Here is a 25,943-nt window from a genome sequence, read left to right as displayed (position 1 = left end):
ACCGGCCCGTTCAGTACTCTGTCCGCTATGTCTTCGTGGTTGCTGCGCGGTCTCCTCATGGCCGCCGTACATGTCGTCACCCGGGTGCTCCTGGGTATCGCAGTGGTCCAGGCGCCGTTGCACACCACCACGTGGAAGACCATCGCCATCGCGGCGGTGGTGCTGGTGGCGCTGATCTGGGGCGGCTGGGACGGCATCCGCGACGCGCGGGCCAACCCGGACCCCGACGACTACGACGACCTCACCGTGCGGTGGCTGCAGGCCGGACTCCTCGCCGGTCTCCTCGCCGGGATCGTCGGCTGGATTCTGGGCAAGTTCGTCTTCGCCGGAATCGGTCAGGCGGGTCTGTTCGTGGAGATCATCGCGGGCGGTTCGTTCACCGCGCTGATCATCTTCTTCCCGGCCTTCCTCGGCGTGGCCATCGGCCGCTGGCTCACCCGACGCGAACAGCGCAAGGCCGGCGGCTCCGACGACGACTGGTCGGTGCATGCGGAGCGCGACGAAGAGGGACACCTCATCGAGCACTCGTGATCCCGCGCCGGGTGTTCGCGCACCCGGGCGCCCCGGAGGTGGGCACGCTCAACGCCGAAGTGGGCACGCTCGACGGCCAGGTGGGCACGCTCGACGCCGAAGTGGGCACGCTCGACGGGCAGGTGGGCACGCTCGACGCCGAAGTGGGCGCGCTCGACGGGGCGGCGGGCACGCCTCAGAGCAGGGTGGCACCGCCCGTGGGTTCGTCCGCCGCGATCGCCGAGTAGGCCGCCGCGAGCAGTCCGGGGTCGGGGCCTTCCAGACGTCCGGGTTTGGCGAGTCCGTCGAGCACCACGAAGCGCAGCACACCCGATCGGTTCTTCTTGTCCCCCGACATCCCGTCGAGCAGGTCCGCAAACGCGGCGGCGTCGTAGCGGGTGGGCAGCCCGACGAGTTCGAGGATGCTGCGGTGACGGTCGGCGGTGGCGTCGTCGAGGCGGCCTGCAAGACGGGCCAGTTCGGCGACGTACACCAGGCCGACGGACACCGCGGCGCCGTGGCGCCAGCGGTACCGTTCGCGTCGCTCGATCGCGTGCCCCATGGTGTGCCCGTAGTTGAGGATCTCGCGCAGCGAGGATTCCTTGAGGTCGGCGGCCACCACGTCGGCCTTCACCTGCACCGAGCGGCGGATCAGGTCGGGCAGCACGTCGCCGGTGGGATCGGTGGCCGCGGCGGGATCGGCCTCGATGATGTCGAGGATCGTCGGGTCGGCGATGAATCCGGTCTTGATGACCTCGGCGAGACCGGCGATGATCTCGTTGCGCGGCACCGTTTCGAGCGTGCCGAGGTCGATGAGCACCGCGTCGGGTTCGTGGAAGGAACCGACGAGGTTCTTGCCGGCGTCGGTGTTGATGCCGGTTTTGCCGCCGACGGCGGCGTCGACCATGGCGAGCAGGGTGGTGGGGATGTGGATCACACCGATGCCGCGCATCCAGGTGGCAGCGACGAAACCGGCGAGGTCGGTGGCCGCACCGCCGCCGAGCGCGATCACCTTGTCGTTACGTTTGAGCCCGATCCGCCCGAACACCTCCCAGCAGAACGCCGCCACCGACAGATCCTTGCCCGCCTCGGCGTCGGGAATCTCGATGCGGTGGGCATCGAATCCCTTCTCGGCCAGGAACTCCCGCACCTGCTCGGCGGTCTGCGCGAGCGGGGGTTGGTAGAGCACGGCGATCCGGTCGGCGCCGGTGGCCGCCTCGGCGACCTCGGTGAGCAGCCCGCGACCGATCACCACGTCGTAGGGATGTGCGGTGGCCACGCGGATGGTGGTGGGTGCGGCGTGGCTCATTCGGTCCTTCCGGGGACGAGTTCACGGGCGATCTCGGTGACGATCTCGTCGGCGATCAGTTGCGGATCGTCCCCGCTGGCGTCGACGTCGATGGTCGCCACCTCGTCGTAGAGGTCGGCCCGGTCGGCGAGGAGTTCGCGGTAGCGGGTTTCCGGGTCGTCGGCCAGCAGCGGCCGATCGGAGCCCGAGACCCGCGCGAACCCGGTGTCGGCGGTGACCCGCAGGTGGATGACGCGGTGGCCGCGCAGGGCTTCGCGGACCGCGTCGGTGGTCACCGCTCCCCCGCCCAACGACAGCACGCCGCGGTGCGCGTCGAGGACGTCGGCCACCACGTCGCGTTCGATCTCACGGAACCGCTCGGCACCCAGGTCGGTGAAGATCTCCGGGATGGACCGGCCGATGCGCCGCACGATCTCGGCGTCGGTGTCGACGAAGTCGACCCCGAGCCGGTCGGCGAGCAGGCGCCCCACCGTCGACTTGCCCGCGCCCATGAATCCCACCAGCACCGACACCGGTCGTCCGGACCCCGAACGACCCGATGCGGTGGCGGCTGCGGCGTACTCCGCGGGTGTGCTCGCGGCCTCGCGGTGTGTGGGTGTGGGCATCATGCGGTGGGGTGCGGGGGGCGGGATGCGATGCGCTTGCGATAGGCGGTCACGTTGTCCGAGGTCTCGGCCACCGAGTCGCCGCCGAACTTCTCGAGCGCCGCCTGGGCGACGACGAGGGCCACCATCGACTCGGCCACCACGCCGGCCGCGGGTACTGCGACGACGTCGGAGCGTTGGTGGATGGCGCTGGCCTGCTCACCGGTGGACATGTCGACGGTGGACAGTGCGCGCGGCACCGTGGAGATCGGCTTCATCGCGATCCGCACACGCAGGTCCTCACCGTTGGTCATACCGCCCTCGAGGCCACCGGCCCGGTTGGTGGAGCGCAGCACACCGTCGGCGCCGGGCACCATCTCGTCGTGTGCGGCGCTGCCGCGACGTCGCGCGGTCTCGAAGCCGTCGCCCACCTCGACACCCTTGATCGCCTGAATACCCATCAGCGCGCCGGCGAGTCGCGCGTCGAGCCGGGTGTCGCCGCTGACGTGCGAACCCAGACCCACGGGAACGCCGGTGGCGACGATCTCCACCACCCCGCCGAGGGTGTCACCGTCCTTCTTGGCCGCCTCGATCTCGGTGATCATCGACTCCTCTGCGGCCTTGTCGAACGCCCGGACCGGGCTGGCATCGATGGCGGCGACATCGGCGGCCGTGGGCGGCGGACCCACGTAGGGATCGCTGGCGCCGATCGAGATCACGTGCGAGATCACCTCGATGCCGAGCACCTGCCGCAGGAAGTTGCGCGCCACGGTGCCCGCGGCGACGCGGGCCGCGGTCTCCCGCGCGCTGGCGCGCTCGAGAATCGGGCGGGCGTCGTCGAAGCCGTACTTGAGCATGCCCGAGAAGTCGGCGTGGCCGGGACGGGGCCGTGTGAGTGCCGCGTTGCGGGCGCTGCCCTCGAGTTCTGCCGGGTCCACCGGGTCGGGGGCCATCACAGTCTCCCACTTGGGCCATTCGGTGTTACCGATCTCGATCGCCACCGGACCACCCATGGTGCGTCCGTGACGCAACCCGCCGAGCAGTGTCACCTCGTCGGCCTCGAACTTCATACGGGCCCCGCGACCGTAGCCGAGGCGGCGTCGGGCGAGTTGTTCGGCGATGTCCGAGGAGGTGATCTCCACTCCGGCCACCATGCCCTCGACGACGGCGACCAGGGCCGGGCCATGGGACTCTCCGGCAGTTATCCAGCGCAACACAAGAGCCAATTGTTCCATGCGGGTGTGTGCCCGCCCTCAACCCCTCACCTCACCCCGTGGGCACCGGTGACGGGGCACCGGCAGCGGGCAGCGACGAGGCGGCCACCACCAGCAGTGCGGCCACGGCCATCGCCGGGCCGTGCGGCCGCGGGCCCGGCCGTCGCAGGATCAGGACAGGAACCTGGGCGAGCGCCACCATCACCAGTGCCGCAAGCGGGTCGGCGAGCAGCCCACCGAGGCCGAAGGCGAACTTGGCGTCGCCGCCGCCGCAGACGCGCAGCCCGAAGCCGAGCACATACGGCGCGGACGCGGCGAGCGCGGCCACCAGCACTCCCGGATGGCCCACCGCCGACGCGACGACCGCACCACAGCCGGGCAACACGAGAACATTGGGTAGCCGGCCGCACCGGCGATCGGTTTCTGCCAGTGCCGCCGCCCACAGCACGACGAGCCAGGCGGACGCTCCCATGCCGCTCAGTGTCGGGCAGACGACGCACCCGGCGGTGCGCACGGGCCCCGTCCCGGCCCCGCCTGTGGAACGACTCCCATCTGGGGAGACGCGGGCCGCGGGGACGCGGCTGCGACCCGCTGCGCGTCAGAGCTCGGTGTGGCCGAGCGCCGCGGCCATCGCCGCGCGTGGAGCCGGACGGCCGGTGAACTGCTCCACCTGGCTGTAGGCCTGGTTGAGCAGCATCACCAGGCCACCGACCACGCGGCCGCCGCGGTCGGCGACCGCGGTGGCGAGCGGGGTGGGCCACGGGTTGTAGATGACGTCGACGAGATGCGCGGTGCCCGCGACGTCGGCGGCGACCGGGGCGGCCGCGGCGGCGGGCACCGTCGACACCACCACGTCGGCGGCCGTGCACGCCTCGCGCAGCGCCGGGGAGGTCTCGAACACAAGGAAGCCGGGCGACAGACTCAGCCGGTGCGCGAGCGCGATGGCGTCGGCGGCGCGTCCTTCGTCACGGGCGATCACCGTGACCGACGTGAATCCGGCGGCCGCCAATGCGGCCAGGGCGGGCCGGGCCGTGCCGCCGGCGCCGAGGACCACCGCGTGATCGGTACGCGCGGCGCCGTCGAGCACCTCGCGCAGCGCGCCGGTCATGCCGTCGATGTCGGTGCAGTCCGCACGCCAGCCCCGCTCGGTGCGCACGAGGGTGTTGGCCGAGCCGACGAGTTCGGCACGATCGGTGCGTTCTCCGGCCACGGCCAGCGCAGCCACCTTGCCCGGCATCGTCACCGACAGACCGACGAACTCGTCGGGCAAGCCGGCGACAAGGGCGGGCAGACCTGTTGCGTCGCAGTCGATCCGCTCGTAACGCCAGTCCGACAAGCCCAGTGCCCGATACGCCGCAAGGTGCAGATCAGGTGAACGCGAGTGCGACACAGGCGAACCCACCACGGCGGCGCGGCGCGCGTGCACACTTCCCGCTGGCGGGGTCATCGGCGGTGGGTCGAGATCCATCGGCTCTCAGCTACATCCGGTGGTGAGAAGTTTGTTCTCACACGCACGTTCACGGTTGAGCTTGTGCTGCTCGAAGTTGTCGGCGAACAGGGTGGTGCCGTTGCGGTCCACCGTCACGAAGTACAGCCAGTTGCCCGGGGAGGGATTCTCGGTTGCCTCGAGCGCGCGTTCTCCGACCGCACCGATCGGCGTCGCGGGCAAACCCTTGATCTGGTAGGTGTTCCAGACGTTGTCGGCCTTGTAGGCGTCGCCGTACACGTCGATGTTGGTCACCGTGGCGGTGTAATTGGCGGTGGAGTCCATTTCCAGGCGCTGCCCCTTGGCGAGGCGGTTGACAATCACCCGGGCGACCTTAGGGTAGTCGTCGGCCATGGTCACCTCGCGCTCCACCACCGACGCGGCGGTCAGCGTTTCGTAGGGCGTGAGCCCGGAACTGTTCTGGTTCAACAACCCCCACGCCTCGAACTGGGCAGCGCTCTTGGTGATCAGGTCGTGCAGGATGCGTGTCGCGTCGAACCGCGGGTCGATGGTCTCCCAGGTGCCCGGCGCGATGAGCCCCTCGATGCGACGGTGATCGCCGTCGAGTTTCTGCACCGAATCCGCCGCCCAGGACGGCACGCCGAGTTGTTGCGGCGTGTCCTGCGCCGCGGCCTTCTGCAGGTCCTCGACGGTGACACCGATCCTGGTGCCGTTGACGGTCACCGACGTGGCGTCGGCGATCATCTGGAAGATGCCGGGGGTGGTCTTGCCGTCGATGCCCTTCTTGGTGTCGAGTTGCAGGCCCTCGGGAATCACTACCCGGCCCACCCGGTGGTCGGTGCCGTCGGTGAGCATCTGCACCGCCGTGGCCGCCGGGATCTCGGTGCGCAGTTTGTAGAAGCCCCCCGAGATGGTCTGGCCGTCGGCGGCGTTCACGAAGGCACGGGGACTGCCCACCACGTCCTCGTCGGTGAGGATTCGGCCGAAGTCCTTGAGAGTGGAGTTCGCCGGGATGTCGACGATCACGTCGGCGGTACCGGAGGCATTGGTGTAGTCCTTGCGCGAATCGAGCAGTCCGGCTGCGCGCAGCCCCACAAAGCCCACTCCGATCACCGCGACCAGCAGACAGGTGAGTACGACGGCGAGGACCACTCGGCGTTTTCGCCTGCGCGCCGCGGACTGCGGGCTGCGACCCCGGCCGCGACGTGGACGGTGATGGACTGCGACGTCGGCGTCGCGCTCGAGCACGTCGTGGTGGTCGAGTGCCTCCGACCGGCGCGGGTGACCGCGGTCGGGGGCATGTCGCTCAGTGCGGTCACGCTCGCGGTGGTCGCGCTCGCGGTGGTCACCGACCGGCTCGGCTTCCACCACGGCCGGCGTCGCGCGGGTGCGGGGACGGTCGCGCGGCCGGTCGACGACGGCGCGCCGGTCGGCGTCCGGACCGGTCGTGGGGCTCGTCGTCGTGCCATTGACCCGCGACCGCATGGTCGGAGTCGGGGTGGTGTCGCCATCGGGATCGGGCGGTGTGGCACGCACGCGACGCGGCGGTGGCTGCGGCGTTTTCGGGGCGGGTCTGGCGGTGCGGGAGTCGGCGCGTCTGCGGGTCGGCTGCGGATCGACCGTGACGGTGTCGTCGCCACGTACCGCCGGAATCTGTCCGGTGGGGCTGTCCGCGCCGCGCCGGCGACGGTGACGGGCGGCCGGCCTGCCTTCGGCCGGTTGCGTGAAGTACCGGAGGCGCTCGAGATCGATGCCCTCGGTGGGGTGATCGGAATTCTCGCGATGACGATTCCGGTGCCGGTCGTCGGTCAACGAGTGTCCCCTCCCTGGTGTGTGGTTTCGGCGATCCGAATGCACGGTGTCATCGTCTCGAATCCAGCCACCCCTGAAGAATAGCGACCGCGGCAGCCTGATCAATCACCCCACGCGACGACTTGACGCTGCGGCCACTGGCGTGCAGCGCCTGCTGGGCGGTGACGGTGGTGAGCCGTTCGTCGTGATATGTGACCGGTACCGGCGCGATCCGACTGGCCAGTCGGGTGCCGAAGGCGCGCGCCTTGTCGGCGGCGGGACCGCTGGTGTTGCGCAGCGTCTTCGGGAGCCCGACGATCACCTCCACCGCCTCGTACTCGCTGACCAGCGCGGCGATCCGGTCGATGTCGCCGTTGTCGCCCGGGCTGTGCCGGACGGTTTCCACCGGCGTGGCGAGGATGCCGTCGGGATCGCACACGGCCACGCCGATGCGGACGCTTCCCACGTCCACCCCGATACGACGGCCCCGCGACACGGTCATCGGGTGACGAGCTCGGCGATCCGGGCGCGTGCGGCGTCGACACCGTCCACATCGGTCCCCGATCCCTGCGCGAGGTCGGGTTTGCCACCGCCGCGTCCGCCCACCAGCGGCGCGATCTCCTTGACCAGGTCGCCGGCCTTGATGCCCGCGGCCCGGGCGGCGTCGGTGGTGGCGACGACGAACGGCACCTTGGTGTCGGCGCCGTCGCCGGTGGCGGAGAACAGGGCGATCACGGCCTGCCGGTCGGCCACCCGGCCGCGCAGGTCGGTGGCGATGCCCCGCAGATCACCGGCGTCGACTCCGGCGAGCAGCCCGCCCACCACGAGCGTCGACCCGGCGGTGACCGCGGTGTCGAGCAATCCCGACGCGGCGGCGCGGGCGGCTTCGGCGCGGACCTTCTCCAACTGCTTTTCCGCGTCGCGCAGGCGGGTGACGAGCTGCTCCACGCGTCCGGGCACCTCCTCCGACGGCACCTTCAGCGACGACGCGAGACCGGCCAGCAGCGCACGTTCCTTCGACAGGTACCGGAACGAGTCCATCCCGACGTAGGCCTCGACGCGCCGCACACCCGATCCCACCGACGATTCGCCGATCACGGTGACCGGACCGATCTGCGCCGACGACGCGACGTGGGTGCCACCGCACAGTTCCATGGAGAACGGGCCACCGATCTCCACCACCCGCACCACGTCGCCGTAGTTCTCCCCGAACAGCGCCATCGCGCCCATGGCCTTCGCCTCGACCAGTCCGGTCTCGAAGGTATGGACCGGATAGTTGGCCTCGACCGCGTTGTTGGAGATCTCCTCGATCTGACGACGCTGATCCTCGGTGAGCGGTGACCCGGAATGGAAGTCGAAGCGCAGGTAGCCGGGCCGGTTGAGCGAGCCCGCCTGCGTTGCGCTGGGACCCAGGACGTCGCGCAGCGCCGCGTGCACCATGTGGGTGCCCGAATGGCCCTGGGTGGCGCCGTGGCGCCAGGCCTGGTCGACCGCGGCGATCACCTCGTCGCCCTCGACGATCTCGCCCTCGTCGACCACCACCTTGTGCAGCCACACCGACTTGCCGACCTTCTGAACGTCCTTGACCGACAACCGGACCCCGTCGCCGGTGGTGATGGTCCCGATGTCGGCCATCTGGCCACCCGACTCGGCGTAGAGCGGGCTGCGGTCGAGCACCACGGTCAGTTCGCTGCCCGGTGTGGCCGAACGCACCCGTTCGCCGTCGGACACCAGACCCAGCACGCGGGCCTCCGATACCAGTTCGTCGAATCCGGTGAACTCGGTGGGCCCGCGGTCGAGGAATTCGCGGTACACCGCGGCGTCGGTATGGCCGGTCTTGCGGGCGGTGGCGTCGGCCTTGGCGCGCTGCTTCTGTTCGGCCATCAGCGCGGTGAAGCCGGCCTGGTCGACGTCGAGTCCGGCCTCGGCGGCCATCTCGAGGGTGAGGTCGATGGGGAATCCGTAGGTGTCGTGCAGGGTGAAGGCGTCGTCGCCGCTGATGGTGGTGCGCGAGGCCGCCTTGGTGGCGTCCGCGGCGTCGGCGAAGAGCTTTGATCCCGCGGCGAGGGTCTTGGCGAAGGAGGTCTCCTCGCCCACCGCGACGGTCACGATGTGTTCGCGTTGTTCGGCCAGTTCGGGGTACGACGGCGACATCAGGTCGATCACCTTGTTGATGATCGGGCGCATGGTGGAGCGGGTGCCGGTGGCGGCGCCCTCGAGCAGCCGCACCGACCGCACCACGCGGCGCAGCAGTCGTCGCAGCACGTAGCCGCGGCCGTCGTTGCCCGGCAGTACGCCGTCGCCGATCAGCATCGCCGCGGTGCGGGCATGGTCGGCGATCACGCGGAACCGCACGTCGTTCTCGTGCGCGGCGGAGTCGCTACCGTCGCGACCGCCTGCGCCGTACCGCTGGCCGGTGAGTTCGGCGGCGAGGTCGATGACCGGCTTGAGCAGGTCGGTCTCGTAGACGTTGTCGACGCCTTGCAACAGGCACGCGACCCGTTCGATACCCATGCCGGTGTCGATGTTCTTCTTGGGCAGCGGCCCGAGGATCTCGTAGCCCTCCTTGCCGCCGCCGGGGCCGCGCACGTTCTGCATGAACACGAGATTCCAGATCTCGATGTAGCGGTCCTCGTCGGCCTCCGGGCCGCCCTCGACGCCGTAGTCGGGTCCCCGGTCGTAGAAGATTTCCGAGCAGGGGCCGCACGGGCCGGGCACTCCCATCGACCAGTAGTTGTCCTTCATGCCGCGGCGCTGGATGCGCTCGGCGGGCACCCCGATCTCGTCGCGCCAGATGGCCTCGGCCTCGTCGTCGTCGAGGTAGACCGTGGGCCACAGCTTCTCGGGTTCGATGCCGTAGCCGCCGTCGGCGACGCTGTTGGTGAGCAGTGTCCAGGCAAACGTGATGGCCTCATGTTTGAAGTAGTCGCCGAAGGAGAAGTTGCCCGCCATCTGGAAGAACGTGTTGTGACGGGTGGTGATGCCCACCTCGTCGATGTCGAGGGTGCGTACGCACTTCTGCACGCTGGTCGCGCGGTGATACGGCGGTGTCTGCTCACCGAGGAAGTACGGCTTGAACGGCACCATGCCGGCGTTGACGAAGAGCAGGTTGGGGTCGTCGAGGATCAGCGAGGCACTGGGCACCTCGGTGTGGCCGGCCTTGATGAAGTGATCCAGGAAGCGTTGCCGGATCTCATGCGTCTGCACTGGGAGTCGTCCTCGGTCGTTGGGTCTGCGACATACCAGCCTACCGTCGGGAACCGAACCGGCCGGTAGGCGGTGTTGACCGGCACCTGCGTCAGCCACGGATCAACAGTCCGTGGTTGTTTCCCGCCATCCCGGGCAGGGTGGTCGGCAGGGCACCCGATCGAGTCCGGTTGGCCCACCCGGCACCCGAAGCAGGAGTGAAGAGATGAGACCTCGTGAGTACGACCTGTCGATCCCGGACCTCACCGGGATGCGCGCGGTGGTCACCGGCGGGAGCGACGGAATCGGGTTGCGGATCGCGACCAGACTCGCGAGTGCGGGCGCCGACGTCGTGTTGCCGGTGCGCAATCAGGCAAAGGGAGAACATGCGCTCGCCGGCATCCGCGATGCCGATCCGGGCGCACGGGTTTCCCTGCGCGAACTCGACCTGTCGTCCCTGGAATCGGTCGCCGCCCTCGGCGACACCCTGCGCTCCGAGGGCGATCCCATCCACATCCTGATCAACAATGCGGGCGTGATGACGCCACCGGATCGTCAGACGACACAAGATGGGTTCGAGTTGCAGTTCGGCACGAATCATCTCGGTCACTTTGCGCTGACCGCACAGCTGCTTCCGCTGCTGCGGGACGGCCACGCGAGGGTCACCTCACAGACCTCCATCGCGGCCCGATCGGGCGAGATCCACTGGGACGACCTGAATTGGGACCATCGCTACGACGGCATGGCCGCCTACCGGCAGTCGAAGATCGCGGTGGCGCTCTTCGGACTCGAACTGAGCCGCCGCGGCGCCGCCGGCGGATGGGGTGTCACGAGCACCATCGCACATCCCGGCGTCGCCCCGACCAGTCTTCTCGCCGCACGACCGGAGGTCGGCCGCAGTGGCGACACCGCACAGGTGCGTGTGATCCGCTGGCTGTCGGCGCACGGCCTGCTCGTCGGCACGCCCGACAGCGCTGCCCTGCCCGCACTCATGGCGTCCACCTCGCCCGACTCACGCGACGGCGGGTTCTACGGACCACAGGGCCCCGGCAACGCCGGCGGGCGGCCCGGCGAGCAGAAGCTGTGGAAGCCGCTGCGCTCGACGAGCGATGCGTCGCGGCTGTGGACGACGTCGGCGGAACTCACGGGTGTGTCCTTCCCCGCCTGATCGTCGACTTAACGTTTGCCCGACCGTCCGCGCCGGACGATCGACCGCAGTTTGGCCAGCCGCGGCCGGATTTCGCGCTCGAACCCGTGGTCGGTCGGCTCGTAGTAGTCGACACCGACCAGCTCGTCGGGCGGATATTGTTGCGGCACAACACCGTCGGGATCGTCGTGGGGATACCGGTAGCCGATGCCGCTACCGAGTTTCTTGGCGCCGCTGTAGTGGCTGTCGCGCAGCTGAGCCGGAACCGCGCCCGCCTTGCCCGCCGCCACGTCGGCCAGCGCGGCGCCGATGGCGCTCACCACCCCGGCGGACTTCGGCGCGGTGGCCAGATGGATGGTGGCCTGGGTGAGGGCGAGTTTGGCCTCGGGCATGCCGACGAGCGCCACCACCTGCGCCGCGGCCACCGCGGTCTGCAACGCCATCGGGTCGGCCATCCCGATGTCCTCGCTGGCATGGATCATCAGCCGGCGGGCGATGAACCGCGGGTCCTCGCCCGCCGCGATCATCCGGGCCAGGTAGTGCAGCGCGGCGTCGACGTCCGAACCGCGGATCGACTTGATGAATGCGCTGGTCACGTCGTAGTGCTGATCGCCGTCGCGGTCGTAACGCACGGCCGCGCGGTCGATGGCCGCCTCCACGTCGGCGACGTCGACCACCGGAACCTGGGCACGCTCGACCGGATCCTGGGCACGCTCGACCGGATCCTGGGCACGCTCGACCGGATCCTGGGCACGCTCGGCGGGGTCGGTGCGCAGCACCGCGTCCGCACTCGCCTCCAGTCCGGTGAGCGCCCGGCGGGCATCGCCGCCGGCGACGGCCACCAGGTGGTCGTAGGCCTCGTCGGTGAGGGTCACCGCACCGCCGAGTCCGCGCTCGTCGGTCACGGCGCGGTGCAACACCTCGCGGATGTCGTCGTCGGTGAGCGAGCGCAACTGCAGCACCAGCGACCGCGACAGCAACGGTGACACCACCGAGAACGACGGATTCTCGGTGGTCGCGGCCACCAGCAGCACGATGCGGTTCTCCACCGCATCGAGCAGCGCGTCCTGTTGGGTCTTGGAGAACCGGTGCACCTCGTCGATGAACAGCACGGTCTGCTCGCCTGCGGCCAGGCGTCGCCGCGCGGTCTCGATCACCGCGCGCACCTCCTTGACGCCCGCCGACAACGCCGACAGCGCCTCGAAACGGCCACCGGCGGCCTGCGAGATCAGCGACGCCATCGTGGTCTTGCCGGTACCCGGTGGTCCGTAGAGCAGCACCGACGCGGCGCCGGCACCACTGATCAGTCGCCGCAACGGCGACCCGGGCCCCAGCAGATGCTGCTGGCCGACGATCTCATCGAGCGATTGTGGTCGCATCCGCACCGCCAGCGGGGCGCCCACCGCGGGTGGAGCCGACGCGGCGCCGCGCATCGAAGCGCTCGCCCCTGCCGCATCCATCCCCGACGGTTGCTCGAACAACCCGTCCATGTGATCGGTCAGTCCAGCCACGTCCGCTGCAACGCCGCACCGACCTCGGTGGCGAACGCGGCGATCTCGTGGTCGGTGCCCGCGGCCGTCGCCGCCAGATCCGACCAGCGGTCCACCAGCACCCTCGGATCGTTGGTGTGCAACGCCCAGTCGTGGGTGTGCTGGGGTGCCGGCACCTCGTCGATGACGTCGAAATCGATCGCGTCCGGCGCCGCGGCCGGCAGCATCCACGAGGTGCACAGCCACACCCACAGCAGACGCGCGGTGAGCACGTCACGCTGCATCACGCGGTCGCGTTGCAGCGCCGGCCACACCGACACCACCTCCGAGCGCCACGCGTCGACCATCGACACCTCGAGGTCGAGTCGATGCTGCGCCCCGGTGCGTCCCATCTGCGATGCCGCGGTGACCAGCGCGTAGGCGATGTCGAGGGTGGCATCCCGGAAGCCACCCCACTCGTAGTCCATGAACTGCACGCCGTCGTCGTTGAGCAGGATGTTCTCCGGACCCACGTCCGACGGGCTGAACGCCCGGTGCTCGCCCTCGTCGAACAGGGCGCACGCGTCGGTCAGCGACGAGGTGATCACGTCGGGTACCCGGATGCCGAGGGCGTCGACGCGCTCGGCGGCCCGGGCCACCGCGCGTACCGCCTCGTCTCGCAGGATGTCGCGTCCCGCGGTGCCGCCGGCCGCGACGCGGCGCTCCAGCGCACGGAAGTCGCCCTCGCCGCCGAAGGTGGCCGCGTGCATGCGTCCCAACGCCTGTCCCCAGGCGCTGACCGCGCGGCTGATCTCCACCACGTCGACCCCACCGAGCAACGCGGTCATCGTGGTGCCGCGTCCGAGGTCGGAGAGCACCATCAGCCGGGTGTCGGCGTCCGAGGCGATCAGCTGCGGTCCCGGCCGCGACGAGTTCGGCAGCGCGGTGGCGTATTTGTAGGAGACGATCTCGCGGTGGAACGCGCGCGGGTCCTCGTGGTCGGGCAGGGCCTTGATGACGAGGGTGCGGTCCAGCGACAGCGGGTTCTGCGCGACACGCACCCGGATCACCGAGGTCCGTCCGCTGCCGCCGAGGTCTTCGGGATCGGCCAGGATCACCGCCGAACCCGCACGCTGCGACAGCAGCGCCTCCGCGGCGCGCATCACCCCGGTGATGCGACTCTCTGTGATGACGGTCATGGCATACACCAAGCTACCGAACCGCCTCGGTGCTCGTCATCGGCATTGTCCGAGTTGCAACCGGATTGCTGATGCCGAATTGCCGTGTCACCAGCATGATTCCCTTCTGTTGTGCATGTCGTGAGTCATTCGCGTCGACGTAATTCATTCGGTGTCGCCTCACACCCCGGCAGCCGGATCGACCAGCGGACTCACGTCCACCGACACCTCGATCTCGCTCTTCTTCGCGTCGGTGTAGATCACGCCGCGCAGCGGTGGGACGTCGTCGTAATCGCGTCCCCAGGCGACGGTCACGTGCCGCTCGTCGACCAGTTTGTTGTTGGTGGGATCGAAGGCCAGCCACCGGTCGCCCGGCAGCCACACCGCCGCCCACGCATGGCTGGCGTCGGCGCCGAAGATGCGTTCGGTTCCCGGCGGCGGGTCGGTGGCCAAATACCCCGACTCGTAGCGTGCGGCGAGTCCCACCGACCGCAGGCACGCGATGGCCACCCGGGCGAAGTCCTGGCAGACACCCATGCGGCGTTGCATCACGGTATCCACGCGGGTGCTGATCGCGGTGGATCCGGACCGGTAGGTGAAGTCACCGAAGATGCGCGCGGTCAGGTCGGTGACGGCCTCGATCAGCGGCCGGCCCGGGGTGAAGACCGCGGCGGCGTAGTCGGTGACGGCCGGGGTGATCTCGGGGGGATCGAGGTCGAGCACGAACTCTTCGGCGAGGGTGCCCGGTCCCCCGTCGGGACGCGCCTGTTCCCACGGCCCCTGCATCTCCGGGCTGAGCAACAGGTCCTGATCGATCGGGTCCACGTCGACCACCGACACGGCGGTGACCTCCAGCGCGCGGTGGGGTGTGCGGACGTGAAAATAGGCGTCGATGTTGCCGTAGACGTCAAGTCCGATCGACCGGTCGTCGGGTTCGGGTTCGATCACCGTGCCGGTCTCGTGGACCCGCTGATGCGGCAGGTCGCGGGGAGTGAGATAGCAGCGACCGTACGACGACGAGACCTCGTCGTCGTAGGTGTAGCAGGTGCGGTGGATCACGCGGTAGCGTCGGCGCCCCGACGGCGCGGACGGCACGGGCAGGCTCATGGTTGGCTGCCACCTCCGGCACCCCAGATCGGTTGCCCCATCGGGGGCGGCGCGAACCGGGTTCGCGTGAGGACGTCGGACAGTTCGCGGGAACCCTCACGCAGCGCGGTGAGCAGTTCCACCAGTTCCTCGCGCCGGCCACTGGTGCCGACATGGACGAGGTCGTCGGGGTCGGACCGGCGTAGTTCGGCGGTCATCTCCTCCACCAACCGCTCGGCCGCGGCCGAGCGCAGCGCGTCGGGCAGCGTTGTGAGATCGCGGCGCATCCGGCCGAGTTGGTAGATCATGGCGCGCGGATTGGCCTCGTCGAACAGCAGCAGTTCGGCCACCGTGTCGAGCCGGTACAGACCGCGGTTGCGGCGACGGTAGATCACCGACGACTCGTTGGCGGTGAGATACGACTCGAGCAGCGCCTGCTCCACGTCGGTCTGGTGCGGTTCGGCGAACATCGCGATGGTCAGGTCGGCCAGTGTGATGACCCGCTCGACCCGGCGGCCCAGATCCATCAGCAGCCACGCCGCGTCGTGCACCATCGACTCGGCCTGCAGTCCGGCCAGCGCGAGCACCCCGTGCAGGATGTTCTCGTGCGTTCGGGCCAGGTCGGGCCCGAGGTCGAGGGCGGCGTCGCCCAGGATTCCGGTGCCGGCGCCGAGGTCGGTGCGGCTGCGTTCGACCTGACGGTGCAGTGATTCGATGGCCCGCTCGACCGGGGTGAGCACCATCCAGGTGCTCGTCGACAGCTGATCGCGCACCGCGCGGGCGGTGGCGACGAGACGTTCCACCGAGTGCGCGACGGTGCCCGGCGCGAATCGGTTGACGGTGAGTTCGGTGATCTTCTCGATCGCCCGATTGACCTCGTCGGGCGACGGGGCGGGTGACGAGTCGGCGACGAGCATGTCGCCGGTGCCCAATTCGAGCGACGTACCGGTCACCGTGGCCACCGCGTGCAGCAGCAGCGGCACCGCCGAGGTACCCGACATCCACGGCCGGTACTGGAAGTCCTGATACCGCTCGCGGGTGACCTTGGCCAGCCTGGTCACCAGTTCGGTGCGCTCCCCGTACCGGCCGAACCAGTACATGTCGGCCAGCACGCGCGGGCTGCCGGCGGCCGCGACGTCCAGATAGCCCGTCGACACCGGACGCCCGGTGGCGATCGGCACCACCTCGTCGGGTTCGCTGCGTGATTCCGACCGCCTCGACACATGCCCGCCGACCTCCGGATTGGTCACCCAGATGTCCTTGGCGGCCACCGAGTGCAATGCGGCACCGTCGATTCCGTCGGCCAGCACCGATCCCAGCCCGCCGGGCATCACGGTGTAGGTGGGTCCCTGGGTCACACTGAAGGCCCGGATCGACACGGGCGCCGCCCGCAGCGCGCCCTGGGCGCGCGCGGGCAGTGCACCGGGGGTGATGGTGGGTGCCACCGAGTAGTGCTCGATCGCGCGGCCCACCCACTGCCAGCCATGGGCGGGGATGCGGGCGGCGAGTTGCTCGCGGGTGGCATGGTCGAGGCCGGCGCCAACGAACTCCTCGCCGGTGCGGATGTTGGTCACGACCATCGAGTCGAGGTCGCCGAGGATCTTGGTGGCCTGCAGCGCATCACCGGCCCAGAAGGTGGGTACCGACGGCAGCGCCAGGTCCTCGTCGATCAGCATGGGTGCCACCCGTTCGAGCACGGTGTGCAGCGCCGGATTCTCCAGCACCCCGCTGCCCAGTGTGTTGACCACGGTGATGTTGCCGCGCGAGATGGCCTCGACGAGCCCGGCGACTCCCAGACGCGAGTCGGTGCGCAGATCCAACGGATCGCAGTAGGCGGCGTCGACGCGTCGCAGCAGCACGTCGACGCGTTTGAACTTGCCCAGCGACCGCATGTACACCGCGCCGTCGCGCACGGTGAGGTCGCTACCCTCGACCAGCGGGAACCCGAGCACCGACGCCAGGTACGCCTGATCGAACGCGGTCTCCGACATGCTGCCCGGACTGAACACGGCCACCGTCGGGTCGTCGACACCGGGTGGGGCGTAGTCGAACAGGGCCAACCGCAGGGTGCCGGCGAAGGTGGTCATCGGCCGCGGCGCGCAGGCCTGGAACAGTTGCGGGAATGTCCGCGAGAGCAGGCGACGGTCGGCGATGGCGAACCCGATCCCCGATGGCGCCTGCGTGCGGTCGGCGTAAACCGCGAACCCACCGTCGGGCAGCCGCCCCAGGTCGAGGGCGTGCAGGAACAGGGCGTGCGGTCCGGCGACCTCCAACCGGGCCGCCTTACGGATGTAGCCGGGATGCCCGAACACCATCTCCGGCGGGATGAGACCCGCCGTCACCGTCTTCTGATCGCGGTAGAGGTCACGCAGGATCAGATCCAGCAGCACCGACCGCTGGGTGATGCCCTTTTCGAGTTCGGCCCATTCCACGCCGTCGACGACCAGCGGTACCGCATCCATCTGCCAGTCCATCGGCACGGTCTCCGAGCCGATCACCCGGTTGTAGACCACGCCGTCGTCGCGGACCGCACTGGTCAGCCGCGCCGCAGCGGCCTGCAGCCGCGCGTCACCGCGCAGGCCGTAGCCGGCGATCAACTGCTCCCAGGCAGGCCGGGCGGCGCCGCCTGCGTCGAGCATCTCGTCGAAGTGGGCGGACGTGGCCGCGGGTGCGACACCGCCCGCCTGGAGTTGCGCGAGGTCGAACAGCGCGTAGCCGTCGGAGCGGTATCGGTCGAACACCGCGGGCAGTCCGCCGCCCGCAGAAAGGGTCACCGGAGAACTGTACGTGCCCGTCGGAGGTCCAGAATGCCCGGTACCCCGCTGTCGGTGGCCTGACGGGCCTGACGCTCCCGCAGCAAACCGATGTCGACGGAGCCGCTGGTGTGCCCGGACGCCTCGAAGCGACCGTTGCGTCGCGACTCGGCCTCCACCGCGTTGACCGGCGGCCGGTCGTAGGCCCGTCCACCCGGGTGGACCACGTGATAGGTGGCGCCGCCCACCGACCGTCCGGCGGTGGTGTCCACGAGATCGAACGTCAGCGGCGTGTCGATACCGATGGTCGGGTGCAACGCGCTCGGCGGCTGCCACGCCCGGAACCGGATACCGGCCACCCGTTCACCGGCGCGGCCGGTGGAACGCAGCGGGATCGGAAACCCGTTGCAGGTCAGCACGAACCGGTCGTCGTCGGCCCCCTGCACGCGGATCTGGACCCGCTCGATCGACGAGTCGACGTACCGGGCGGTGCCGGTGCCCGTGGATTCCTCACCGAGGGTGTTCCACGGTTCGATCGCGCCGCGCAACTCCACCTCCTGATCGCGGATCTGCACGGTCCCCAATCGCGGGAAGCGGAACTCGGTGAACGGGTCGAGCCACGCGGTGTCGAAGGGATAGCCCGCCTCACGCAGTTCCTCGGCCACCAGCGAGATGTCGGCGATCACGTAGTACGGCAACAACTGTGTGCCGTGCAGGTCGGCGCCCCAGCGGATCAGCCGCGACCGGTAGGGACTCTCCCAGAACCACGACACCAGCGAACGCACCAGCAACGACTGCACCATCGCCATCTGATGGTGCGGGGGCATCTCGAAGCCGCGCAGCTCCAGCAGCCCGAGCCGGCCGCGCGGCGAGTCGGGACTGTAGAGCTTGTCGATGCAGAATTCGGCGCGGTGCGTGTTGCCGGTGATGTCGGTGAGCAGGTGCCGCAGCGCACGGTCGGTGACCCACGGATTGGGCGGTTCCCCGACGGTCGGGGCAGTTGGCTCGCCCTTGGCGTGCTTGCCCGCGACCGCTGTCTTGACGGCGAGCCGATCGATCTCGGCAAACGCGATCTCCAACTCGTAGAGGGCGGATTCGCGCCCTTCGTCGGCTCGCGGCGCCTGCGATGTGGTGCCGATGAACTTGCCGCTGAACAGGTACGACAGCGACGGATGCCGCTGCCAGTAGGTGAGCATCGACACCAGCAGGTCGGGTCGGCGCAGCAGCGGCGAGTCGGCGGGTGTGGTGCCGCCGAGCGTGATGTGGTTACCACCGCCGGTGCCGCCGTGACTTCCGTCGAGATCGAAGGTCTCGGTGCCCAGGCGCACGTGCCGGGCATGCTCATAGAGCGATTCGAGCAGTTCGGACTGTTCGACGAAACTGTCGGTGGGCTGCACGTTGACCTCGATCACACCGGGATCGGGTGTCACGGTCAGTGTGGTGAGCCGGCCGTCTGACGGCGGCCCGTAGCCTTCGATCACCACGGGGGTGCCGATCTCGGCGGCCGCGTCCTCGATCATCTCGACGATCGCGAGGTACTCCTCGAGTTCCCCGGTGGGGGGCAGGAAGACATACAGCACACCGCCGCGATTCTCGGTCACCAACGCGGTGCGCGGGATGAACTCATCAGGGTCCATCTCGGTCACCGTGTACCCGAGGGCGTCGGCAGGGTCGGCGGGCAGCGGATCGGCGGGCACCGACGGGTCGGCGACGAACATGGTGGGCGCCGGACCCCAGGACAGCGAATCCAGTGGCAGACGCAGACCGGCCGGCGAGGTTCCCGGCGTCAGCACGAGTCGTCCCCGACGCGTGATCCACTGCGCGCTCTGCCATGTGGTGCCGTCCTCGGAGCGGCTCAGCGGCAGCGCATGGCCGGTGGGGCCGGTGACGGCGGCGTCGAGTCTGGCGAGCATGTCCCGACGTGCAGTGACCGAGTCATCGTCGGGTCCGAGGTCGGCGGCCGACTCGTCATCGTCGTCGTCGGCCTCGGCGGCGGCTTTGGCCCACGTGGCCAGGCGCGCGGTGGCCAGGGTGCGATCGGCGCCCGGATCTCCCGGCGGCAGCGCGGCCATCTCGGCCATGCGGACGAGGGGATCCTCGAACAGCGGCATCACCTGCGAGGTGGGTAGGCCCAGGCGGGTGGCGAACGCGGTCAACAGTTTTTCCGCGCCCCCGTTGCCGGTCACGGCATCCGGCGCCGGACCGGCCGTCTCGGTCTTGATGCTCGCCGCCGCCGCGGCCCGGGTGGCCCATGGATCGGCCAGCAACTCCGGGCGACGCCAGACGGGCTGTCCGTCGTTGCGCCACATCAACGCGATCTGCCAGCGCGGCAACGGTTCTCCCGGATACCACTTGCCCTGGCTGCGTTGCACCAGGCCCTGCTGCGCATAGGCCTGCTTGAGGCGGGCCGCGAGTGCCGAGCTCAGTTCGCGCTTGTGCGGACCGTCGGCGTCGGTGGTCCATTCGGGATCGCTCTGGTTGTCCAGTGAGACGAACGTCGGTTCCCCGCCCATGGTGAGCCGCACGTCGTTCTCGGCCATCTTGGCGTCCACCTCGGCGCCGAGTTCGGAGACCCGCTTCCACTGGGAGGCGGTGTAGGGCAACGTGACCCGCGGGTCCTCGTGGAATCGGGCCACCACATTGGAGAAGTCGAGGGTGGCGTGGCAGGGACCGGTGGAACCGGTGATCGGCGCGGCCCCACCAGGATTGGGGGTGGCCGCGAGCGGGATGTGTCCCTCCCCGGCGAACAGGCCCGAGGTGGGGTCCATACCGACCCAGCCGGCGCCGGGCAGATACACCTCGGTCCACGCGTGCAGGTCGGTGAAGTCGGCGTCGGGACCCGACGGACCGTCGATCGATTTGATGTCGGAGGTCAACTGCACGAGGTAGCCGGAGACGAAGCGGGCCGCGAGTCCGAGTTCACGCAGCAACGCCACCAGCAGCCAGGCGGAGTCACGACATGAACCGATCGCGCTCGACAGTGTGTACTCGGGTGTCTGCACGCCCTGTTCGAGGCGAACCGTGTACCCCACCGCTTCGCGCACAGCCTGATTGAGCGCCACGAGGAAATCGATGATGCGTGTCTCGGTGACCGGCTTGTGCGCCGCCGCGAACTCGGCGATCGACGGATGCACCGGCGCACCGGCGAACTCGCCCGCGGTGACGCCCACCGGGCGCAAGAAGATCTCGAGGTCCTCGCGCAGATCCTCCGGGTAGGTGAACCCGTAGTTCTCTGCCCAGTCCTCGATGAAGAAGTCGAACGGATTGATGGCGGTCATGTCGGCGACGAGGCTGACGGTGATCGACAACGACGACGACGGTTCCGGGAACACCAGCCGCGCCATGTAATTGCTGAACGCGTCCTGCTGCCAGTTCAGGAAGTGGTCGCCGGGCTCGACCTTCAGCGAGTAGGCCTCGATCGGTGTGCGCGAATGCGGTGCCGGACGCAGGCGCACCACGTGCGGGAAGATCTTGACGGCACGGTCGAACGCGTAGCTCGTACGGTGTTCCAGCGCCACCTTGATTGTCACCGGTCGCTCTCCCCACAGGTCGTTGATACGGCGGATGCCCGAGTAGAAATCTCATCACAGATGCCGGTACGGCGCCCGCCGGACAACGGGCTCACGGGTCGGACCGGCACCATCGGCGACGTGTCATGTCACCGGTGTGGACAACCGCCGGAACTAGTTGGTGGCAGGAGTGTCGGCGGGGGTCTCGGGCGCCGTCTTGGCCTTCGGCTTGGCGTCGATTCCGGATTCCTTGCGCTGCTGCGCGGTGATGGGGGCGGGCGCCTCGGTGAGCGGGTCAACGCCGCCACCGGACTTGGGGAATGCGATGACCTCGCGGATCGAACTCTCCCCGGCGAGCAGCGCGGTGATGCGATCCCAGCCGAAGGCGAGACCGCCGTGCGGCGGGGCGCCGTAGGCGAAGGCGTCGAGCAGGAAGCCGAACTTCTCCTGCGCCTCGTCGTGGCTGATGCCCATGATCGCGAAGACGCGTTCCTGCACGTCACGTCGGTGGATACGGATCGACCCGCCGCCGATCTCGTTGCCGTTGCACACGATGTCGTAGGCGTAGGCCAGCGCGGCACCCGGATCGGATTCGAGCGCGGGCAGCGATTCGGGCTTGGGCGAGGTGAAGGCGTGGTGCACCGCCGTCCACGCTCCGGAACCGACGGCGACGTCGCCGGCCGCGGTGGCCTCGTCGGCCGGTTCGAACAGCGGCGCGTCGACCACCCAGGTGAACGCCCAGTCCGCGGTCGCCGGATCGATGGGGTCGCCGGGCGCCGGGATCAGGCCCAGACGTGTCGCGATCTCGCCGCGCGCGGCACCGAGCAGGGCGCGCTGCGCCTTGGCCGGACCCGCCGCGAAGAACACGCAGTCGCCCGGGTTGGCGCCGACATGGGCGGCCAGGCCGTCGCGTTCCTCCTCGGAGAGGTTCTTGGCGACCGGACCGCCCAGGGTGCCGTCCTCGGCCACCAGCACGTACGCCAGGCCTTTGGCGCCGCGCTGCTTGGCCCATTCCTGCCAGGCGTCGAGGGTGCGACGCGGCTGCGACGCCCCACCGGGCATCACCACGGCACCGACATAGGGTGCCTGGAACACGCGGAACGGGGTGTCGGCGAAGTAGTCGGTGCATTCGACGAGCTCGATGCCGAACCGCAGGTCGGGTTTGTCGGTGCCGAATCGCCGCATCGCCTCGGCGTAGGTGATCCGCGGGATCGGAGTGGTGATCTCGACGCCGATCACCTTCCACAGGGCCGCGACGATCTCCTCGGCCAGCGCGATCACGTCGTCCTCGTCGACGAAGCTCATCTCGATGTCGAGCTGGGTGAACTCCGGCTGGCGGTCGGCGCGGAAATCCTCGTCGCGGTAGCAGCGCGCGATCTGGTAGTAGCGCTCCATACCGGCGACCATGAGGAGCTGTTTGAACAACTGTGGGCTCTGCGGCAGGGCGTAGAAGGTTCCCGGCTGCAGGCGTGCGGGCACCAGGAAGTCGCGGGCTCCCTCGGGTGTCGAACGCGTCAAGGTAGGGGTCTCGATCTCCACGAAGTCGTGGGCGGCCAACACGCCGCGCGCCGCCGCGTTCACCTTCGACCGCAGGTGGATCGCCGCGTTCGGCGCGTCGCGACGCAGGTCGAGGTAGCGGTACTTCAGTCGCGTCTCCTCACCGGGGGTCTCATCGAGCTGGAACGGCAGCGGGGCCGCCTCGTTGAGCACCTCGAGCGTCACCGCGTTGATCTCGACGTCACCCGACGCCAGGTTAGGGTTCTCGCTGCCCTCGGGGCGCACCTCCACCACACCGGTCACCGCGATGACGTATTCGGCGCGCAGGCGGTGGGCCTGCTCGGCGACCGCCTCGTTGCGGAACACCACCTGGACCAGGCCGGAACTGTCGCGCAGGTCGATGAACACCACTCCGCCGTGATCGCGGCGGCGGGCCACCCATCCGGCGACGGTGACGGTCTGCGACGCGTCGGCGCGGCGCAGCGAACCGGCGAAATGCGTGCGGAGCACTGAGTTCCTTCCTTGCGGGACGTGACGCGCACCCGCGCATCGAACATGCGGCCGGGGCGTCGTGAACATCACCGATGGTAGTTCGTGGCGCGTGTGGCCCATCAACCCGGTGTGATGGGTCCGCTCGCGACGGAATCAGCCGGATCGTCGTCGGGGCGTGCGATCATTTCCCCGTGACGTTCAGCGGTAGTGGCTCGATCGACAGCGGTTCCGTCTCCTCCGGCGGTGGCGGTGGAGGAGGCGGCGGTGGACGCATCGCGCTGGGCGGCGGCGCCGGTCTGATCATCACCATCGTGGCCTTGTTGTTCGGCATCAACCCGGGCGACGTCATCGGCGGGTCCTCCGGTCAGGGCGCCACCACGAACTCCGCGTCGCAGGAGCAGATCCAGCAGCACCTGGATTCCTGCACCTTCGAGATGGCCAACAACGGCGACGCGATCTGCCTGATCAAGGCCACCACGAACAGCCTCGACACCACGTGGCCCACGCTGATGAAGGGCTACACCCCGCCGCAGACCAAGATCTTCAGCGGCTCGGTGAACACCGGCTGCGGCGCGGCCACCGCGGCCACCGGGCCGTTCTACTGCCCCGTCGACAAGACCGCCTACTTCGACCCGTCGTTCTTCGCCGAACTCGAACGGATGGGTGGAAGCGACGGCGCCCTCGCCCAGGAGTACGTGGTGGCGCACGAGTACGGACATCACGTGCAGAACCTGACCGGTGCACTGGCCAAGGGGCAGCGGATGGGCTCGCAGGGGCCGCTGTCGGGGTCGGTGCGGGTGGAGTTGCAGGCCGACTGCCTCGCCGGGATCTGGGCCACGCACGCCGACGAGGGACCCAACGCAACCCTCAAACCGCTGACGCCCGACCAGATCGCGGGGGTGATCCAGACCGCGAAGGCGATCGGCGACGACACCATCCAGGGGGCGAATTCGAACCCGGAGGGCTGGACCCACGGTTCGGCCCAGCAGCGCGCCCGCTGGTTCACCGTCGGCTACAAGTCGGGCGACCCGCGCCAGTGCGACACCTTCGCGACCAACGACTTGTGAGCACCGCTCAGGCGTCGCGGCGCTCGCCGTCGGAGGTGGATGCGATCGCCGACGCGCATGTGGCCGCGTCGGTGAACCTCGACCCGATCCTGGCCACCGAGTACGGCGTCGCCGGGCACGACCGCGTGCTGACCGACTTCTCCCCCGACGCGGTGATCGCGCGCGCGGACCTCAACCGTGCGACGCTGACCGCGCTCGACGCCGCCGAGCAGGTCGATCACATCGACCGCGTGACCGTCGCGACCATGCGGGCAAGTCTGCGCCGTGAACTCGCCCTGGCCGACGCCGGCGAGCTGACCGGCGAGTGCAATGTGATCGCGTCGCCCCTGCAGGCCGTCCGCGACATCTTCGACCTGATGCCCACCGACACCGCCGATCAGCGTGCGGACATGATCCACCGCATCGCGGCGATCCCGGCGAGCGTGGCGACGATGGTCGCCGGGCTCGACCGCCGCTTGTCGGTGGGCCCGCCCATCGCCGCGCGGCAGGCAGAACTAGTGGCAGCGCAGGCCGACGCCGCGACCGACGCCATCTCGGCCAACACCGGACCACTCGCCGACGACCCACGGTTGGCCGCCGACCTCGACACCGCACTCGCGTCGGCGGGCACCGCCTTCGACCATCTCGCCGAGGTGCTGCGCACCAGGGTGCTGCCGCAGGCCACCGACGACGACTCCATCGGCCGCGACCGCTACCTGCTGCGCCTACCGCACTATCTGGGCACCGACGTCGACCCGGACGAGTCGTATGCCTGGGCGCTGGACCATCTGCGCTCGATCGTCACCGAACAGCAGGCCATCGCCGACGATCTGCTCGGCCCCGGCGCGAGCGTGGCCGACACCCTGGGATTCCTCGACGCCGACCCGCGCTACCAGATCGACGACCGGCACGCCTTCGTGGCGTGGATGCAGGCGACGTCCGATGCGGCCGTCTCCGGTCTGGCGGGCACGCATTTCGACATCCCCGAACGCCTCACCCGGCTGGAGTGCCGGCTGGCGCCGTCATCGACTGGCATCATCTACTACACCCAGCCCACCGCGGACCTGTCGCGTCCCGGCCGTATGTGGTGGGCGGTGCCGCCCGGCCAGACCGTGTTCCACACGTGGCAGGAGAAGACCACCGTCTACCACGAGGGCGTCCCGGGCCATCACCTGCAGCTGGGGTCGGCGATCGTCGACCCCGATCTGAACTCGTGGCGCAAGCTCGCCTCGTTCACCTCTGGTCACGGTGAGGGCTGGGCGCTCTACGCCGAACGCCTGATGGCCGAACTGGGCTGGCTCGACGACCCGGGTGACCGGATGGGCATGCTCGATTCGCAGCGGCTGCGGGTTGCGCGTGTGGTCGTCGACATCGGGGTGCACTGCCGACTGCCCGCCCCGGAATCGCTGGGCGGCGGGATCTGGGATGCGGACAAGGCGTGGCGATTCCTGACCTCGTCGGTCGCCATGGACCGGGCCGTGCTGCGGTTCGAACTCAACCGCTATCTCGGCTGGGCCGGTCAGGCACCGTCGTATGCGCTCGGGCAGCGGGTGTGGGAACAGACCCGCGAGGTGGCGTTGGGCCGGCACCGCGGGTGGTCGCTCAAGGATTTCCACACCCGCGCGCTCTCGTTGGGCGGGGTGAGCCTCGACGTCCTGCGCAGCGAGATGACCCGCTGAGCCGCACTCGATGTAGGCAATGCTTCACACATTCAGCGTTTCCACA

Annotated in this window: 19 protein-coding genes; 5 read left to right on the top strand and 14 right to left on the bottom strand. The window is 69.5% G+C overall.

Going from position 1 to position 25,943, the window contains the following annotated elements:
* The first annotated feature begins 27 nt into the window (after nt 1-27).
* On the top strand, nt 28-531 hold the full coding sequence (locus ACWDSI_RS04820; RefSeq protein ID WP_449746438.1) for a B-4DMT family transporter: 504 nt from the start codon (nt 28-30) through the stop codon (nt 529-531).
* The gene (locus tag ACWDSI_RS04815) at nt 528-758 is read left to right on the top strand and encodes a hypothetical protein (RefSeq protein ID WP_449755824.1); all 231 of its coding nucleotides are present in this window, start codon (nt 528-530) and stop codon (nt 756-758) included. The genes ACWDSI_RS04820 and ACWDSI_RS04815 overlap by 4 nt, the downstream gene beginning before the upstream one ends.
* Here ACWDSI_RS04815 and aroB read toward each other — a convergent pair.
* The 8 genes from aroB to alaS all read right to left on the bottom strand — a co-directional run bounded on the left by aroB (nt 707) and on the right by alaS (nt 10,062).
* Nucleotides 707-1,819 (bottom strand): 3-dehydroquinate synthase, encoded by a 1,113-nt coding sequence (aroB, locus tag ACWDSI_RS04810; RefSeq protein ID WP_449755823.1) that lies wholly within the window; start codon nt 1,817-1,819, stop codon nt 707-709. The genes ACWDSI_RS04815 and aroB overlap by 52 nt on opposite strands.
* Nucleotides 1,816-2,310 carry a shikimate kinase gene (locus ACWDSI_RS04805; protein WP_449755881.1) on the bottom strand — a complete coding sequence of 165 codons (495 nt, stop codon included), beginning with the start codon at nt 2,308-2,310 and terminating at the stop codon, nt 1,816-1,818. Before ACWDSI_RS04805 ends, aroB begins: the two co-directional genes overlap by 4 nt.
* 113 nt (nt 2,311-2,423) lie before the next feature.
* On the bottom strand, nt 2,424-3,638 hold the full coding sequence (gene aroC / locus ACWDSI_RS04800) for a chorismate synthase (protein ID WP_449755822.1): 1,215 nt from the start codon (nt 3,636-3,638) through the stop codon (nt 2,424-2,426).
* 31 nt (nt 3,639-3,669) lie between these two features.
* Entirely contained in the window at nt 3,670-4,089 is a 420-nt protein-coding gene (locus ACWDSI_RS04795) for a prepilin peptidase (protein WP_449755821.1), read from the bottom strand.
* A gap of 126 nt (nt 4,090-4,215) precedes the next feature.
* Entirely contained in the window at nt 4,216-5,085 is an 870-nt protein-coding gene (locus tag ACWDSI_RS04790) for a shikimate dehydrogenase (protein ID WP_449746443.1), read from the bottom strand.
* 6 nt (nt 5,086-5,091) lie between these two features.
* Nucleotides 5,092-6,876, bottom strand: a complete 1,785-nt coding sequence (gene mltG, locus ACWDSI_RS04785; protein ID WP_449755820.1) for an endolytic transglycosylase MltG — start codon at nt 6,874-6,876, stop codon at nt 5,092-5,094.
* 49 nt (nt 6,877-6,925) lie between these two features.
* Nucleotides 6,926-7,357: a Holliday junction resolvase RuvX gene (gene ruvX, locus ACWDSI_RS04780; protein ID WP_449746445.1), complete on the bottom strand. Its 432-nt coding sequence runs from the start codon at nt 7,355-7,357 to the stop codon at nt 6,926-6,928.
* A complete protein-coding gene (alaS, locus tag ACWDSI_RS04775) occupies nt 7,354-10,062 on the bottom strand; it encodes an alanine--tRNA ligase (protein ID WP_449755819.1) in 2,709 nt (902 codons plus the stop codon). Before alaS ends, ruvX begins: the two co-directional genes overlap by 4 nt.
* 205 nt (nt 10,063-10,267) lie before the next feature.
* Here alaS and ACWDSI_RS04770 point away from each other — a divergent pair, with 205 nt between their 5' ends.
* Nucleotides 10,268-11,209 (top strand): SDR family oxidoreductase, encoded by a 942-nt coding sequence (locus ACWDSI_RS04770; RefSeq protein ID WP_449755818.1) that lies wholly within the window; start codon nt 10,268-10,270, stop codon nt 11,207-11,209.
* Between the two features lie 8 nt (nt 11,210-11,217).
* Here ACWDSI_RS04770 and ACWDSI_RS04765 read toward each other — a convergent pair whose 3' ends face one another.
* From ACWDSI_RS04765 to aspS, 6 genes are all read right to left on the bottom strand, one after another.
* On the bottom strand, nt 11,218-12,678 hold the full coding sequence (locus tag ACWDSI_RS04765) for a replication-associated recombination protein A (protein WP_449755880.1): 1,461 nt from the start codon (nt 12,676-12,678) through the stop codon (nt 11,218-11,220).
* Nucleotides 12,679-12,686: 8 nt separating this feature from the next.
* Nucleotides 12,687-13,856, bottom strand: a complete 1,170-nt coding sequence (locus ACWDSI_RS04760; protein ID WP_449746448.1) for a hypothetical protein — start codon at nt 13,854-13,856, stop codon at nt 12,687-12,689.
* 159 nt (nt 13,857-14,015) lie between these two features.
* Nucleotides 14,016-14,942, bottom strand: a complete 927-nt coding sequence (locus ACWDSI_RS04755; RefSeq protein ID WP_449755817.1) for a transglutaminase family protein — start codon at nt 14,940-14,942, stop codon at nt 14,016-14,018.
* Entirely contained in the window at nt 14,939-17,695 is a 2,757-nt protein-coding gene (locus ACWDSI_RS04750; protein WP_449755816.1) for a circularly permuted type 2 ATP-grasp protein, read from the bottom strand. The genes ACWDSI_RS04755 and ACWDSI_RS04750 overlap by 4 nt, the downstream gene beginning before the upstream one ends.
* Nucleotides 17,692-21,204 carry a transglutaminase family protein gene (locus ACWDSI_RS04745; protein ID WP_449755815.1) on the bottom strand — a complete coding sequence of 1,171 codons (3,513 nt, stop codon included), beginning with the start codon at nt 21,202-21,204 and terminating at the stop codon, nt 17,692-17,694. Before ACWDSI_RS04745 ends, ACWDSI_RS04750 begins: the two co-directional genes overlap by 4 nt.
* Before the next feature lie 153 nt (nt 21,205-21,357).
* On the bottom strand, nt 21,358-23,190 hold the full coding sequence (aspS, locus tag ACWDSI_RS04740; RefSeq protein ID WP_449746452.1) for an aspartate--tRNA ligase: 1,833 nt from the start codon (nt 23,188-23,190) through the stop codon (nt 21,358-21,360).
* Between the two features lie 173 nt (nt 23,191-23,363).
* Here aspS and ypfJ point away from each other — a divergent pair, with 173 nt between their 5' ends.
* Nucleotides 23,364-24,239, top strand: a complete 876-nt coding sequence (gene ypfJ / locus ACWDSI_RS04735; RefSeq protein ID WP_449746453.1) for a KPN_02809 family neutral zinc metallopeptidase — start codon at nt 23,364-23,366, stop codon at nt 24,237-24,239.
* Complete coding sequence (locus tag ACWDSI_RS04730; RefSeq protein ID WP_449755814.1) at nt 24,236-25,897, top strand: DUF885 domain-containing protein; 1,662 nt, start codon at nt 24,236-24,238, stop codon at nt 25,895-25,897. Before ypfJ ends, ACWDSI_RS04730 begins: the two co-directional genes overlap by 4 nt.
* The last annotated feature ends 46 nt before the right edge of the window (nt 25,898-25,943 follow it).

The sequence above is a fragment of the Gordonia sp. NPDC003429 genome (genome assembly GCF_053588575.1).
Note: the sequence above shows the minus strand (reverse complement) of the source record. Positions and strands in the feature narration are given on the sequence as shown.

Bases quoted from the DNA above. Each gene is read 5' to 3' on its own strand.
- ACWDSI_RS04820 (WP_449746438.1), top strand. From the start codon at position 28: ATGTCTTCGTGGTTGCTGCGCGGTCTCCTCATGGCCGCCGTACATGTC.
- aroB (WP_449755823.1), bottom strand. From the start codon at position 1,819: ATGAGCCACGCCGCACCCACCACCATCCGCGTGGCCACCGCACATCCC.
- ACWDSI_RS04805 (WP_449755881.1), bottom strand. From the start codon at position 2,310: ATGGGCGCGGGCAAGTCGACGGTGGGGCGCCTGCTCGCCGACCGGCTC.
- aroC (WP_449755822.1), bottom strand. From the start codon at position 3,638: ATGGAACAATTGGCTCTTGTGTTGCGCTGGATAACTGCCGGAGAGTCC.
- ACWDSI_RS04795 (WP_449755821.1), bottom strand. From the start codon at position 4,089: ATGGGAGCGTCCGCCTGGCTCGTCGTGCTGTGGGCGGCGGCACTGGCA.
- ACWDSI_RS04790 (WP_449746443.1), bottom strand. From the start codon at position 5,085: ATGGATCTCGACCCACCGCCGATGACCCCGCCAGCGGGAAGTGTGCAC.
- ruvX (WP_449746445.1), bottom strand. From the start codon at position 7,357: ATGACCGTGTCGCGGGGCCGTCGTATCGGGGTGGACGTGGGAAGCGTC.
- ACWDSI_RS04770 (WP_449755818.1), top strand. From the start codon at position 10,268: ATGAGACCTCGTGAGTACGACCTGTCGATCCCGGACCTCACCGGGATG.
- ACWDSI_RS04765 (WP_449755880.1), bottom strand. From the start codon at position 12,678: ATGGACGGGTTGTTCGAGCAACCGTCGGGGATGGATGCGGCAGGGGCG.
- ACWDSI_RS04760 (WP_449746448.1), bottom strand. From the start codon at position 13,856: ATGACCGTCATCACAGAGAGTCGCATCACCGGGGTGATGCGCGCCGCG.
- ACWDSI_RS04755 (WP_449755817.1), bottom strand. From the start codon at position 14,942: ATGAGCCTGCCCGTGCCGTCCGCGCCGTCGGGGCGCCGACGCTACCGC.